Raw genomic sequence first — 14,504 nt, forward strand, 5'->3', positions numbered from 1 at the left:
CGTGAAGAGCATCCCGCGATCCCCGGAGCAGTCGTCCGGCGAGATGACCGGACGCACCGACCTGGGCCGTCGCCTGGCGGCCCGCCGTGAAGCCCTCGGTCTTAGCCGCGAGGAACTGGGCCAGCGGTGCGGAGCGGATGGTAACTACATCGCGTACTTGGAGGAGCACGCCGCCGCTCCCGCTATTGGCACCCTCGCTCGCGTCGCTGATGCCCTCGGCCTCACCGTCGACGACCTGACCGGCGCCAGCGCCCATCGAGTCGCCGGCCGATCCACCGCCCGGCGCGACAGTACCCTCGTACCGCTGGACGAGCCCGAATGCCGGCGCCTGCTGAACACGCACGGCGTGGGCCGCATCGCCATCTTCACCCCCGACGGCCCCGCCGTCCTCCCCGTCAACTACCTGATCGCAGGACCCGACATCGCTTTCCGCACCTCCGCGGAAGCCGTCACGGCCAGGGCCGCCGGAACCGAGGTCGCCTTCGAGATCGACAACATCGACGACGTGACCGCCACTGGTTGGAGCGTGCTGGTGGTGGGCGAACTGGCAGCCGTCACGGACCAGCACGAAATTCAACACCTCAACACCACGGCCCGCTCCGAGCCCTGGGCCGGCGGCCCGCGCACCCACTGGATGAAGCTCACCCCCGCTCGCATCACCGGCCGTCGCGTGGTGCACGACTCATGAACGACCTACGCGCGGTCGTCTTCGACACCGACGGAGTGCTCCTCGCTACGGCGGACCGCCATGCGGCTGCCTGGAAGGAGACCTTCGATGGCTGCCTCCCCGAGTGGCAGCCATCGCGCGCCGGTGCACGACCGCGCCCGTTCGACGCGGTCCGCGAGTACCGGGACCTGGTCGACGGCCGCTCCCGCCTCGATGGCGTGCGCGCATTCCTGACTGCCCGGCACATCGACCTTCCGCCCGGAAGCTCGGAGGATCCGCCAGGGTGCGCCACCGTCCACGCGGTCGCCGCCCGCAAGGAGGAAGCCTTCTCCACGATGCTGCGGACCGAAGGCGTCCGTGTCTTCGACGACGTGCGGCCCGCGCTCCGGGAACTGCGGGAGAAGGCGATCCTGTGCGCAGCCGTCTCGGCCTCCCGGCACGCCCGCTCGCTCCTGGAATCCGCAGATCTCCTCAATTACTTCGACGCCTTGGTGGACGGCCAGGACGCGGCCGCACTCGCCCTGCCAGGCAAACCCGACCCTGCCCTCTTCCTCGAAGCTGCCGGCCGCCTCGGCGTGACTCCCGCACACACCGCCGTGGTGGAGGATGCACTCGCCGGCGTCGAAGCCGGACACCGAGGCCGTTTCCGCCTCGTGGTTGGACTCAACCGCGAAGACGACCCGCGCATGAGGGACGCCCTGCGCGCACATGGTGCTCACCTCGTCCTCCCGGACCTCGGCGGGCTGCCCGCCGCACTCGAAGGCGAACGCGCGTGACCAGCGTCTGGCGCTGGGAGTACCCTCGCTACGACCCCAAAACCGAGCGGCTGGTAGAGTCCCTGTGCACCCTGGGCAACGGCCGCTTCGCCACCCGCGGTTCAGCCCCCGAAAGCGTCGCCGACGACGTCCACTACCCGGGCACTTACCTCGCCGGCTGCTACAACCGGCTCGAATCCACCATCGGCGGACGAACCGTCTCCAACGAGGACATGGTCCGGCTGGCGGACTGGACCGCCCTGAGATACCGCTGCCTGCCCGAGGGCGCACCGGCCGGCGACTGGCTCACACCCGACCACCCGACCCTGCGCCACAGCCACGTGTCGCTGGACCTGCACGCCGGCACGCTCACCCGCCGCATGCTCTTCCACGACGCCGAAGGCCGCCGCTTGGGCGTCACCCACATCCGCCTCGTCCACATGGGCGACCCGAACCTGGCCGCGCAGAACACGGTGTTCAGAGCGTACGGCTGGAGCGGCATGATCGAGATCGAGTCCGTGCTCGACGGAGACGTCACCAACGCGGGAGTCGAGCGCTACCGCGCCCTGGCCGGGCGGCATCTCGTCGAGCACCGGGCCGGAGTGGAGGCGGAGGGCACCGCCTGGCTGTCCTGCACCACGACCACCTCCCGAGTACGGATCGGGCTCGCAGTCCGGACATCAGCACGTCCTGTGGCACCGGTGGGCCGGGCATGCACAGCCACCACCGCCACGCAGACATTCGTCTTGCCGATCAAGCGGGCCGCCACGGTCGTCGTCGTAAAGACCGCCGCCCTGTGCACCTCGCTCGACCGTCCCTCGGCCGATCCGCTGCGGCGGAGCATCGACTACGCCACACATGCCCCGGACTTCCCCACCCTGCTGGCCTCCCACCGGGCATCCTGGCAACGCCTTTGGAGCGAAGGAGAGTTGAAGGTCCCCGGCGAGACCGGCAAGATTCTGCGGCTGCACGCCTTCCACGTCCTGCAGACCCTCTCTCCGCACACTGCGGAGCTCGACGTCGGCGTCCCTGCCCGCGGTCTTCACGGCGAGGCGTACCGGGGCCACGTCTTCTGGGACGAGCTGTTCGTCCAGCCCTACCTCGCCCTCCACCTCCCCGAGACCGCCCGCGCCCTGTTGATGTACCGGCACCGACGGCTCCCCGCGGCCCGGGAGGCCGCCCGCCGGGCGGGCGCGAAGGGAGCCATGTTCCCCTGGCAGAGCGGCAGTTCCGGCGCCGAGGAGACGCAGCGGCTGCACCTCAATCCGCGCTCCGGCCGCTGGCTGCCGGACCACTCGCACCTCCAGCACCACGTAGGGTCGGCCATCGCCTGGAACGTGTGGCAGTACGGGCAGGCCACCGGTGACGCCGGATTCATGCACGGCCCGGGCGCCGAACTCCTCCTGCACATAGCCCGCTTCTGGGCGGACGCGGCGACGTGGGACGCCGGCCTCGGCCGCTACCGGATCCGCGGCGTCGTCGGACCGGACGAGTATCACGATGCCTACCCAGATGCCACCGCTCCCGGCATCGACGACAACGCCTACACCAACGTCACCGCGGCGTGGGTGCTCGCCCGGGCCCTCGACCTGTATGGGGAGCTCCCGGCGGCCCGACGCGCCGAGCTCCTCACGCAACTGGGCATCGGCCCCGACGACCTCGCCGTCTGGGAGGACGTCTCGCGCCGCCTGTACGTGCCGTTCCATCGCGACGTGATCAGCCAGTTCCACGGGTATGGGGATCTCGCCGAGCTTGACTGGGACGGCTACCGCGCCCGCTACCACGACATCCGCCGCCTGGACCGCATCCTGGAAGCCGAAGGCGAAACGCCCAACCGCTACCAGGCGTCCAAGCAGGCCGACACCCTCATGCTCGGCTACCTCTTCCGCCCCGCAGAACTCGAACAAACGTTCCTTCGGCTCGGGCATCGCCTCGACGACGGCCTCTGGCGCAGTACGGTGGACTACTACCTGCGGCGCACCTGCCACGGTTCCACGCTCAGCAGCCTCGTCCACGGCTGGATCCTCGCCCGGGAGCAGGGGCCGGACGCTTGGCGCTACTGCCAGGAAGCCCTGCTCAGTGACATCACCGACGTCCAGGGCGGTACCACCGGTGAAGGGATCCACCTCGGCGCCATGGGAGGCACCATCGACCTCGTCGAGCGCGGCATCGTCGGGCTCGAGCCCCACGGCGACGGCCTGCACATCGACCCGGTGCCCCTCTCCGAAGTGCCCGGTTCCTCGTTCTCGATCTCCTACCTGGGGCACCGGGACATCCGTATCCGGTTCCGTCCCGGCCGGCTCGGCATCAGTGTCCCCTCGTCGCCCCTGGGCCCGGTGCCCTTGGTTCTGCCCGGCGACAGGCAGGAACGTATTGCCGCAAGCCAGGAGCGGTGGTTCCTGCTCCCCAAGGGCTGACAGGGCAACCACCGCATGCTCGCGTGGCGGGCCGTTCCCGATGCGCACACTGTGGATGTATCAGCCGTTGGAAGGGTGAACGGGATGGACAGGCAGCATGAGGCTCCGCGGATCGTGGTGGGCGTAGACGGATCGCCTTCGTCCCAGGCCGCGCTGCGCTGGGCGGTCCGGTACGCAGGGCTGGTGGGCGGGCGAGTGGAGGCAGTCGCTGCGTGGGACCTGCCCGGTGCCGCGTCGTGGTCCGCCCCGGCGGTCGACGCCACGTTCGACGAGGAAGAGGCCGAACGGCGTCTGGTTGAGGAGGTCCGCACGGTTCTCGGTGAGGACGGCGCCGCCTCCGTGCACCAGCGCCTGGTGCGCGGCAATCCGGTCGACGTCTTGGTGGATGCGGCAGAGGGTGCGGACATGCTGGTCGTGGGCAGCCGCGGCCGCGGCGGCTTCAGCCGAGCGCTGCTCGGTTCGGTGAGCCAGCAGGCGGCGCTCCACGCGCCGTGCCCGATCACCATCGTCCGGGCGGACACCCCCGCCGAATAGGCCAGGTGTAGAGCGTGAGCCGCGGCTGCTGGCTGTGGTGTGACTTCTTGAGCCCGGCGCACACCCCGACGGCCGCGCCTGTGCCGTGTGTGCCAGCCCGGTGAGATGGGCCTGCCGCAAGCACCTGGAGGCGCCTGCCGGTGAGCCGATTCCCGTCCCCGGGGATCGACGAAGAGCTCCCCAAATCGGGTGGACCCCCCATTGGCGTCGTGGAACGCAGCGAGCGAAGGCGGTACCGGCGGTCGTCGGCACCGGGGCCGCCAGCGCAGTGCCGCGTGACGGCGCCGCCGTTACCGTCTCGTGCACCCAGGGCAGCCGGGGCAAGGTCTACGCGGGCCGCCTCCCGCACGAGGAGACCGAGACGGACCTGGCCGCCCTGCCCGCCACTCGCACCCGGGTGCGGCTGCCCGCGGACGGGGTGGGCCTGGCCCGCCTGGAGTTCATCGTCGCGCACCAGGTCAAGATCCACCCCATGGCCTCCTGCACCCAGAACGCCGGGGACGCCGACCGCTGCGCCGTCGACCAGCTCACCGAGGGCTACCTCGACCGCGGCCGGTACGTCACCGACCGCCTCGGCGTACGGCATCGCCTGAGACGGGCCTGACCAACGTCATCGTCATGATTCCGTTCTGCCGCACCCTGGAAGAGGCCGACAAGGTCCTGGAGGTGATGGCGGCCGAAGGACTCCGGCGCGGCGAGAACGGCCTCAAGGTCTACGTGATGGCCGAGATCCCCGCCAACATCCTCCTCGCCCAGGACTTCGCCGAACGCTTCGACGGATTCTCCATCGGCAGCAACGACCTCACCCGGCTCACCCTCGGAGTCGACCGTGACTCCGAAGCCCTCGCCCACGTCTTCGACGAGAACAACCCGGCCGTCACCGACCTCATCCGGATCCTCCTCCCACGGGTCCAGGCCCTGGGACGTCCGGTGGGCCTGTGCGGACAGCGGCCCAGCGACGACCCGGCCTACGCCGCCTTCCTCGTCCATGCAGGCATCGACTCGATCTCGGTTGCCTCCGACAGCTTCGCCGCCGTCAAGCAGCACGTCGCCGTCGCCGAGGAGCGGCGCTATGGGGAGGACAGAATGGTCCCCGTAGGGATCCGTCCGGCCCAAGCGGAGCAGCCGTCGACCGCGTGACAGTGGCGTCAGCAACGCACCATGGAACCAAGGAGCACCCGCCATGAGTACCAAGCGAGTCCTGGTCGCCTACGGCACCAAGCACGGTGCCACCGCAGGCATCGCCGAGCAGATCGGAAAGACCCTCCGCGAGGACGGTCTCGACGCCGTCGTCCTGCCCGCCGACGACGTCCACGACGTCCGCGCATACGACGCCGTCGTCCTCGGCGGCTCCCTCTACGCCGGCCACTGGAGCAGCAAGGCCAAGCACTGCGCCGAACGCAACGCCGACTCCCTGCGGCACCGCCCGGTGTGGATGTTCAGCAGCGGCCCGCTCGACCGCTCCGCCGAGGAACACGACATCCCCCCGGTCTCCGCCGTCGCCCGGGAGATGCAGCTGGTCGGAGCACGCGAGCACATGACCTTCGGCGGCAGCATCACGGCCCACACCCCAGGCTTCCTCGCCAAGGCACTGACCCGCCAGGGCAAGGGCGGAGACTTCCGCAACCCCGAGCGGATCCAGAAGTGGGCCCACCACATCAGCGCCGAGCTCGCCGCCTGAAGGGACGGCCCCGGCTCGCACCAGCACGGAGGCGTGCCATGCACCACCGGACGACAGCGACGGGGGCCAACCCGCTCAGGCGTGATGCCGACCGCGCCCGGACCCGTTTGCGTGCCGCCTTCGCGCTGACCTGCCTGCTGGCAGTCGTCACCGGCTTCGCCCTTGGGCGAGCCGCTTGGACGGACGGCCAGCGCACCGCCGAGGACATCGCGCGCCATCGACACAACGTAGCGGCCACCACGATCGGCGAGACCGGCTACCGAGCGGGAGACCAGCCGAGCAGTCGGCCCGTAACCGTCGCGACCGCCACGTGGCATTACCCCTCGCAGCGCCCGCACACGGAAACCATCCCCGTTCCGGCAGGAACCCGGAACGGTGACACGGTCCGGGTGTGGGTCGACGACAACGGCAGTGCGGCTGCCGCTCCGCCCAGCCAGGCCGACATCGCTCTGAACGCGGTAGGCATCGGCACCGGAACACTGGCCGGGATCGTGCTCGCCGGCGGCGCCCTCGGCGCCGTCCGCCTTCGCATCGTAGACGCGCGCAGCGCACGGGCCTGGGAATCCGAGTGGGCGGGCATCGAGCCCCTCTGGTCAGGCCGCCTGCGCCCCGGACAGGGAGCCGGCGATGAGTAAGACCGCTGCCGGCCCGGACCTCACTCCGGACGCCGCGCCGGACCCTCTCGAACCCCTGCCCCTGCTCCGCCGCGAGCTGCACACCGGCCCCCTGGGCCTGTCGAGCCGGGAGGCGGTACGCCGACTGGCCGTCTACGGACCGAACGAGGTCCGCCGCACCACCCGGACGAGCGTCCTGAGGGAACTCCTGCGGCAACTGGTCCACCCACTGGCTCTGCTGCTGTGGGCCGCGGCGGCCCTGGCCTTCATCGCCGCCATCGAGGTGCTCGGCTGGGCGATCGTCGCGGTCGTTCTCGTCAACGCCGGATTCGCCCTCGTGCAGGAGCGGCAGGCCGAGAGGGCTGCCGAGACCCTGGCCAGCTACCTTCCCGCCCAGGCCAAGGTGATCCGCGACGGACAGCCACAGCACGTCCCGGCCCGGGACCTGGTCCCCGGCGACCTCATCGCCCTTGACGAGGGCGACCGGGTACCCGCCGACGCCCGCCTGACCGAGGGGGGAATCGAGGCGGACCTCTCCATGCTCACGGGCGAGTCCACCCCCGTCGAACGTGTTGCCGGCCCGGCTCTGGAAGGCATCTCGCTGCTGCAGGAGCCCAACCTCGTCTTCAGTGGCACCACCGCCACCGAGGGGCAAGCGCAGGCGATCGTCTTCGCCACCGGAGACCACACCGAACTCGGCCGGATCGCCGCCCTCAGCCAGCGCACCCGCCGCGAACCGAGCCCACTGGAGACTCAGGTCAAGAAGGTCGCCTGGCTGATCGCCGCGGCCGCGGTCGCCATGGGAGTCGTCTTCCTGGTGCTGGGCGTCGCAGTGGGGCTGCCACTCACCGACTCGCTGATGTTCGCGATCGGCCTGCTCGTGGCCAACGTGCCGGAAGGGCTGCTGCCCACCATCACCCTGGCGCTCGCCGTCGGCGTACGCGTTCTCGCCCGCCAAGGCGCGGTGATCAAACGGCTGAGCGCCGTGGAGACCCTCGGCTCCACCAATGTCATCTGTACTGACAAGACCGGCACCCTCACCCGCAACCAGATGCGCCTGCACTCCACCTGGACACCACCGCACGAGACGCCGAGCGGTTCGGAGACCGCCGAGCTGGTCCGCGCCGCCGCCCTGTGTACGACCGTCACTCGCGAGAGCGACGGCGGGCTGCGCGGTGACCCGACCGAGATCGCGCTGGTGGAGGGAGCTTCACAGCACGCTGCGCCCATGGATCCGGCCGACCGGGACACCCATCGCCGCGCCTGCTTCCGCTTCGACCCGCGCCTGCGCCGCATGTCGGTGGTGTTCCGCACTGACGACCACGACAGCCTCGGCGTGATCGTCAAGGGCGCCCCGGAGAGCGTCCTGGAGCTATTGGCGGAAGGAGAGCTGACTGCGCAAGCTAAGGCTGCCGCCGAAACCCTGGCTTCGGACGGCATGCGCGTGCTGGCCGTCGCGGTGCGCGAACTGCCGCCCGGCACAACGGCACCGACGCAGCGGCAGGACGTCGAGAAGGACCTGCACCTGCTCGGACTGGTCGGCCTGTACGACCCGCCGCGCCCCGAGGTCGCCGATGCGGTCGGGCGCTGCCACGAGGCGGGTCTGACCGTCCACATCGTCACCGGCGACAACGGTGCCACCGCCGCCGCCGTGGCCCGCGCCGTCGGTATCGGTACGACGAACCTACATGTGGTCGCCCAGTCCGAGACGATCGACGACCACGAGCTCGACCACCTCCTGCGCCTGGACGGCACGGAGATCGTCTTCGCCCGCTCCTCGCCCGAGACCAAACTGAAAGTGGCCGATGCCCTCCGGGCGCACGGTCAGATCGTGGCCATGACCGGCGACGGCGTGAACGACGCTCCGGCCCTGCACCGTGCCCACATCGGCGTCGCCATGGGACTCTCCGGCACCGATGTCGCCCGCGAGGCGTCGACGATGGTCTTGACCGACGACAACTTCGCCACCATCGTCACGGCCATCGAGTCCGGCCGCCGCGTCTACGACAACGTCCGCAAGTTCATCGTCTACATCTTCGCCCACCTCACCCCTGAGGTCGTGCCCTTCCTTGTGTTCGCCCTCTCAGCCGGGGCCGTACCGCTGCCGCTGACCGTCCTGCAGATCCTCGCCATCGACCTGGGAACCGAGACCCTTCCGGCCCTCGCTCTCGGCCGGGAGCGCGCCGAGCCGGGAATCATGTCCCGACCGCCCCGCCCCAGTTCCCAAAGCGTGATCAACAAAGACATGCTCGTACGCAGCTGGGGCTGGCTCGGCGCCATCTCCGCAGCCCTCGTCATGACCGCCTTCTTCTACGTCCTGTGGCGCGCGGGCTGGCATCCCGGCGACCCCACCGGACCCGGAACCCCCCTGCACCACGCCTACCTCACCGCGACCACCGCCACCTTCGCGGGCATCGTCACCTGCCAGGTCGGTACAGCCATCGCCGCCCGCACCGACCACGCCGCCCTGCGCGACATCGGCTTCTTCAGCAACCCGCTGCTCCTGGCCGGCATCGCCTTCGAACTCGTCTTCACCGCAGCGCTCGTCTACGCGCCGCCGCTCCAGAACCTCTTCGGTACCGCCGCCCTCCCGCTGGACGTCATCCTTCTCATCTCGGTCTTCCCACCGCTCGTCTGGGGAACCGACGAGGTCCGGCGCTGGGTCCGACGCCACCACCACGCCTGAACCGATCGGAGGCACACCATGTCGCACACGAGCGAATGGAAGACCCGCGTCTACCTCTTCGAGGAAGAGCACACGACCAAGGTCCGCGTCGAACTCGACACCGGCACCACCCACCTCACCGGCCACGGCACCGCGCGATGCAACCCCACGGACAAGGACGTGCCCGAGATCGGCGACGAACTCGCGACCGCCCGAGCGCTGGAGAACCTGGCGGAACAGCTCAAGCGCACCGCCTACGGCGACATGGCCGCAGCGGGGGCCGCACCACAGCACGCCCCCCTCACGGCCTACGACCCTGGGTGAGCGGGCGGGCCACCATCAGCAGGCTCAGACTGGACGCATGGATGACGGGCCGGCGATCGAGCTGACCGGGCTGACCAAGAGGTACGGGCCGGTGGTGGGCGTCGACCGACTGAGCCTCACGGTGCGACCAGGCGAGGTGTTCGGCTTCCTCGGGCCGAACGGCGCGGGGAAGACGACCACGCTGCGGTGCCTGACCGGCCTGCTCCGGCCCGGTGAGGGACGCGTGAGGGTCCTCGGGCTGGACCCGATCGCCGATCACGGCCGGGTGGCCCCGCAGCTGGGGTATCTGCCGGGCGAACTGCGCCTGTACCCGGAACTCTCCGGAGCGGAAACCCTCGATCTGCTGTCCGCACTTCAGGGAGCACCCGTGCCCCGCCGCGGCGAGCTGTGCGATCGGCTGGGGCTGACGCCCGCGATCCTCGCCCGCCCCGTCGGGGGATACTCGCGGGGCATGAAGCAGAAGCTCGGGCTGGTGCAGGCGATGCAGCACGACCCGCACCTGGTGGTGCTCGACGAACCGACCGAGGGCCTCGACCCGTTGGTCCAGGAGACGTTCTTCGCGCTCCTGGGGGAGGCGTCCGCCGCCGGACGGACCGTTCTGCTCTCCAGCCACATCCTGCCGGAGGTGCAGCGCACGTGCGGGCGGGTGGCGATCATCCGGGACGGACGGCTGGTCACGGTCCAGACCGTGGCCGGCCTGCGCGAGGCCCGTGCCCGGCGGATCAGACTGTCCTTCGCGGACGGGCAGGGGCCACGGCCATTGGGCGGCTCAGAACGTTGGGTCCCGCGCTGGCAGGGGGACCAGGTGGAGCTGCTCGTACCGCCAAGTGAAGTGGAGGGCGCTCTGCGCACACTGCTCGGCCTGCCGGTGGCCGACGTCACGGTGGAAGAAGCCGGGCTGGACGAGGCCTTCATGGACCTGTACCGCGACGGGGCCGTGGGGGAGGAGCCGTGAGACGGCAGTGGCCGCTGTTGTGGCTCGCCCTGTATCGGCGGCGCCGGATGCTGGTCGCCCTGATCGTCGGGATGGTCGTCTTCGAGGCGCTCATCGTGGTGGTCGCCAACGCGATTCCTCCGGGTCAGCTCTTCTCCGCGGGTGGGAAGGGACCGCCCTCGGCCTACCGGGCCTTCAGCGGATCCAGCGGCGACGTGTCGATCGCCAGCTACCCCGGCCTGCTGGGGGCCGGCCTCACCCACCCGTTCTGGATCGCCATGCAACTCACCGCGATCGGGTCGCTCGCTGCGGCCGCCGTGGCCGCGGACGTGGAATCCGGGACGGTGGAACTCGTCATGGTGCGTCCCGTCAGCCGTACCCGGCTTCTGACGGAGCGGACCGCCGCGCTGGTGCTCGCGGCGCTGGCCCTGAACCTGGCAGCGACCCTCACGGTCGCGGTGGGGGTGGCGCTGTCCCCGGACATCCACCGTGCGGTGCCGCTCGGGGGGGGGGGGGGTGTGTGTTCGCCGCCGGGGTCATGGGCTTCGGCTTCGCCCTGTGCCTGATCGGGCCGGCGATGGCCGTATCGGCGGCGGGACGACGGCGGGCTCAGGTGGTCGGCGCCACCATCGCGATCGGGGCCGTCGGTTTCGCCGTCAACTTCATCGCCCTGGCCTGGTCGCCCGCAGCATCACTGAGGTTCCTGAGCCCGTTCCATTACTACGCCCCGGGCGACGCCCTGGCACAAGGCGCAGTGCTCTGGCCCCAGCCCGGCATTCTGGTGGGTACCGGAGTACTGGGTTTGGTTTGCGCTCATCTGGTGCTGCAGCACCGAGACCTCGCGCCGTGAGCGGTGTCTACTCCCGCACCTCCAGAACGTCGGTTTTGGGCCGCGGGGCCCGTAGCCGAGGCGCACACCCATTTGTAGGGCCCGTCACCTCAACCGGATCCCGGACCGTCCACCGCAGCTCCGGCCGTTCCGGGGGCTGGGAGGTTATGAAGGTCGCCAACCGTCTGTAGTGACGCGGGCTACGACGGCCTCGATGTGCCAGGCCCCAGGTACGGTCAGTCGGCAGCGTCGAGGCGGGCTGCCGCCCCCAGCCGTTGAGCAGCGGGGCGGACACGGGCTCGTCGCTGAACGGGGGCTCGTGTGTGGGCGGCGGCGTAGCACGCCGTGCAAGGAGGGCAGCTCGTGACCCTCGCCCGCGGCGGACATGCGGACTGCACCACGACCACGTGGTGCTGGTCGCCCGGTCCGGGGCCCCGGGCGCGACTGCCAGCCCCTTGCGGCTCTGCGCGGAACGGGCGGCCGCGGCCAGCAGCCGCTCAGCCTGGCCGCCCGGGCCCGCCGTCTGCGCGTGAAGTTCGGCCGGCCGGGGCACCGCACCGCAGCTGGGGCGGGCCACTGTGGGTGAAGAGGAACCGGTGTGGCGGCGCCGGGCTCCGGGGTGCAGGCCGACGGGCGTCTACATTCGCGCCGGCGGCCACGAAATCGGCCGATTTCCGGACGGGCCACACGGCGCCGAGTCCGGCGTCGGGCTCAATACGGCCAGGACCAGTCCGCGACCTCCGGGAGGTCGGTGCCGTGCTCGCGAATCCATTCGTGGTGGCGGATGCGCTGGTCGGCCACGGCCTGGCGCAGCCCCTCGGCTCGGCCGGCGAGGCCCGGGACGCGGTCGATGACGTCCATCACGAGCCGGTACCGGTCCATGTCGTTGCGCACGACCATGTCGAAGGGTGTGGTCGTGGTGCCGGACTCCTTGTAGCCGCGCACGTGCAGGTTCGGGTGGCCGGTGCGGCGATAGGCGAGGCGGTGGATGAGCCACGGGTAGCCGTGGTAGGCGAAGATCACGGGCCGGTCGGTGGTGAAGAGGGCGTCGTACTCGGTGTCCGTCATGCCGTGGGAGTGTTCTTCGTGGGGCATGAGCCGGGCGATGTCGATGACGTTGACGACGCGGACGGCCAGTGAGGGAAGGTGCTCGCGGAGCAGGGCCGCTGCGGCCAGCACCTCCATGGTGGGTACGTCGCCGGCGCAGGCGAGTACGACGTCCGGTTCGCGGGAGCCGTGGTCGGTGCCCGCCCACTCCCAGATGCCGGCGCCGCGCGTCACGTGGATGCGGGCCTCCTCCAGCGGCAGCCAGTCGAAGCAGGGCTGCTTGCCGGCGACGATGACGTTGACCTGGTCGCGGCTGCGCAGGGCGTGATCGGCCACGGCGAGGAGGGCGTTGGCGTCCGGCGGCAGGTAGACCCTTACGACCTCGGGGCTCTTGTTGAGGACGTGGTCGACGAAGCCGGGGTCCTGGTGGGAGAAGCCGTTGTTGTCCTGGCGCCAGACGTGCGAGGTGAGCAGGTAGTTGAGGGAGGCGATCGGTGCCCGCCAGGACAACTCGCGCGAGGTCTTCAGCCACTTGATGTGCTGGCCGACCATGGAGTCGACGATGTGCGCGAAGGCTTCGTAGGTGGAGAAGAGTCCGTGGCGGCCGGTGAGGAGGTAGCCCTCCAGCCATCCCTGGCAGACGTGTTCGGACAGGATCTCCATGACCCGGCCGTCGCGGGACAGATTGCGGTCCGTCGCCTCCGTCATGCCTTGCCAGGCCTTGCCGGTGGCGTCGTACAAGTCGTCCAGCCGATTGGAGGCGGTCTCGTCCGGTCCGACGACCCTGAAGTCCCGCCGCTCGGCCGTGTCGCGCATGATCAGGGTCAGGAAGTGTCCGAGGACGCGGGTCGGTTCGTGCAGGCTGCTGCCTCGCTTGTCGACGGGGACGGCGTAGGTGTCGAGGGCGGGCAGCGGAAGGGGCCGCAACAGGCGGCCGCCGTTCGCGTACGGGACGGCGCCCAGGCGGCGCTCGCCCTGCGGGACGCAGGCGAGGACCTGCTCGGTGGGGCACCCGTTCGCGTCGAAGAGCTCCTGCGGCCGGTACGAGCGCAGCCAGTCCTCCAACTGCCGGAGGTGGGCCGGGTTCTCGCGTACTCCGGCGAGCGGGACCTGGTGAGCCCGCCACGTGCCCTCGACCGGGTCACCGTCGACGGTCGCGGGGCCGGTCCAGCCCTTCGGGGTGCGCAGGACGATCATCGGCCAGCGTGCCCGCTCGCGTTGCGTGCCGGTGCCCGCGGTTCGGGCTTCCTGCTGGATGAGCGCGATGCGGTCCAGGGCGTGGTCCATGGCGCGGGCCATGGCGTGATGCACCTGGGCGGGGTCGCTGCCAGTCACGTACAGCGGGTCGTGCCCGTAGCCGCGCAGCAGCGCGTCGAGCTCGTCCTCGGGGATCCGGGCCAGCACGGTCGGGTTGGCGATCTTGTAGCCATTCAGGTGCAGGATCGGCAGGACCGCGCCGTCGTGGACCGGGTCGAGGAACTTGTTCGAGTGCCAGGACGCGGCCAGCGGCCCCGTCTCGGCCTCGCCGTCCCCGATGACGCAGGCGACCAGCAGGCCGGGGTGGTCGAAGGCGGCTCCGTAGGCGTGGGCCAGGGCGTACCCGAGCTCGCCGCCTTCGTGGATGGAGCCGGGCGTCTCGGGGGCCACATGGCTCGGCACGCCGCCGGGGAAGGAGAACTGCCGGAACAGCGCAGCCATGCCGACCGCGTCCCGTGTGATACCTGGGTAGGTCTCGGTGTACGTGCCCTCCAGCCAGGAATTGGCTAGGACAGCGGGACCGCCGTGGCCCGGGCCCCAGACGCACAGGGCGTCCAGCGACCGGTACTTGATCATCCGGTTGAGGTGGGTGTGGACGAGGTTCAGACCGGGGGAGGTGCCCCAGTGTCCGAGCAGTCGCGGCTTGATGTGCTCGGGCCTCAGCGGCTCGGTGAGCAGGGGGTTGTCCATGAGGTAGATCTGGCCGACGGCCAGATAGTTGGAGGCGCGCCAGTGCGCGTCGAGCTCCGAGATGGGGTATGAGGTCATGCCCGCTCCTGA

The 14,504-nt window shown here is 70.5% G+C and carries 14 protein-coding genes; 13 read left to right on the forward strand and 1 reads right to left on the reverse strand.

Annotated features, from left to right (window positions below):
* Nucleotide 1: 1 nt before the first annotated feature.
* The 13 genes from AB4039_RS07090 (at nt 2) to AB4039_RS07150 (ending at nt 11,441) form a co-directional block, all read left to right on the forward strand.
* The gene (locus tag AB4039_RS07090) at nt 2–688 is read left to right on the forward strand and encodes a pyridoxamine 5'-phosphate oxidase family protein (RefSeq protein ID WP_266836987.1); all 687 of its coding nucleotides are present in this window, start codon (nt 2–4) and stop codon (nt 686–688) included.
* The gene (locus AB4039_RS07095; RefSeq protein ID WP_266836985.1) at nt 685–1,443 is read left to right on the forward strand and encodes an HAD-IA family hydrolase; all 759 of its coding nucleotides are present in this window, start codon (nt 685–687) and stop codon (nt 1,441–1,443) included. The genes AB4039_RS07090 and AB4039_RS07095 overlap by 4 nt, the downstream gene beginning before the upstream one ends.
* Nucleotides 1,440–3,839 carry a glycoside hydrolase family 65 protein gene (locus AB4039_RS07100; RefSeq protein ID WP_442270289.1) on the forward strand — a complete coding sequence of 800 codons (2,400 nt, stop codon included), beginning with the start codon at nt 1,440–1,442 and terminating at the stop codon, nt 3,837–3,839. Before AB4039_RS07095 ends, AB4039_RS07100 begins: the two co-directional genes overlap by 4 nt.
* 84 nt (nt 3,840–3,923) lie before the next feature.
* On the forward strand, nt 3,924–4,373 hold the full coding sequence (locus AB4039_RS07105; protein ID WP_266635177.1) for a universal stress protein: 450 nt from the start codon (nt 3,924–3,926) through the stop codon (nt 4,371–4,373).
* A gap of 268 nt (nt 4,374–4,641) precedes the next feature.
* Nucleotides 4,642–4,977 (forward strand): hypothetical protein, encoded by a 336-nt coding sequence (locus AB4039_RS07110; RefSeq protein ID WP_442270290.1) that lies wholly within the window; start codon nt 4,642–4,644, stop codon nt 4,975–4,977.
* Nucleotides 4,978–4,991: 14 nt separating this feature from the next.
* Entirely contained in the window at nt 4,992–5,513 is a 522-nt protein-coding gene (locus AB4039_RS07115) for a putative PEP-binding protein (RefSeq protein WP_442270291.1), read from the forward strand.
* Between the two features lie 43 nt (nt 5,514–5,556).
* A complete protein-coding gene (locus AB4039_RS07120; RefSeq protein ID WP_030963120.1) occupies nt 5,557–6,054 on the forward strand; it encodes a flavodoxin domain-containing protein in 498 nt (165 codons plus the stop codon).
* A gap of 38 nt (nt 6,055–6,092) precedes the next feature.
* Nucleotides 6,093–6,689: an Rv1733c family protein gene (locus AB4039_RS07125; protein WP_442270292.1), complete on the forward strand. Its 597-nt coding sequence runs from the start codon at nt 6,093–6,095 to the stop codon at nt 6,687–6,689.
* On the forward strand, nt 6,682–9,354 hold the full coding sequence (locus tag AB4039_RS07130; protein WP_442270293.1) for a cation-translocating P-type ATPase: 2,673 nt from the start codon (nt 6,682–6,684) through the stop codon (nt 9,352–9,354). The genes AB4039_RS07125 and AB4039_RS07130 overlap by 8 nt, the downstream gene beginning before the upstream one ends.
* Nucleotides 9,355–9,372: 18 nt before the next feature.
* A complete protein-coding gene (locus tag AB4039_RS07135) occupies nt 9,373–9,657 on the forward strand; it encodes a dsRBD fold-containing protein (RefSeq protein ID WP_442270294.1) in 285 nt (94 codons plus the stop codon).
* A gap of 37 nt (nt 9,658–9,694) precedes the next feature.
* Nucleotides 9,695–10,612, forward strand: a complete 918-nt coding sequence (locus tag AB4039_RS07140; RefSeq protein ID WP_442270295.1) for an ABC transporter ATP-binding protein — start codon at nt 9,695–9,697, stop codon at nt 10,610–10,612.
* Nucleotides 10,609–11,157, forward strand: coding sequence for a hypothetical protein (locus AB4039_RS07145; RefSeq protein WP_442270296.1), 549 nt, complete (start codon nt 10,609–10,611; stop codon nt 11,155–11,157). The genes AB4039_RS07140 and AB4039_RS07145 overlap by 4 nt, the downstream gene beginning before the upstream one ends.
* Entirely contained in the window at nt 11,130–11,441 is a 312-nt protein-coding gene (locus AB4039_RS07150; RefSeq protein ID WP_442270297.1) for a hypothetical protein, read from the forward strand. Before AB4039_RS07145 ends, AB4039_RS07150 begins: the two co-directional genes overlap by 28 nt.
* Nucleotides 11,442–12,131: 690 nt before the next feature.
* On the opposite strand, the gene AB4039_RS07155 is transcribed toward AB4039_RS07150, so the two are convergent.
* Complete coding sequence (locus tag AB4039_RS07155; RefSeq protein WP_266836966.1) at nt 12,132–14,492, reverse strand: phosphoketolase family protein; 2,361 nt, start codon at nt 14,490–14,492, stop codon at nt 12,132–12,134.
* Nucleotides 14,493–14,504 lie beyond the last annotated feature (12 nt).

It is taken from the genome of Streptomyces sp. M-16 (assembly GCF_052114405.1).
Classification (GTDB): Bacteria; Actinomycetota; Actinomycetes; order Streptomycetales; family Streptomycetaceae; genus Streptomyces.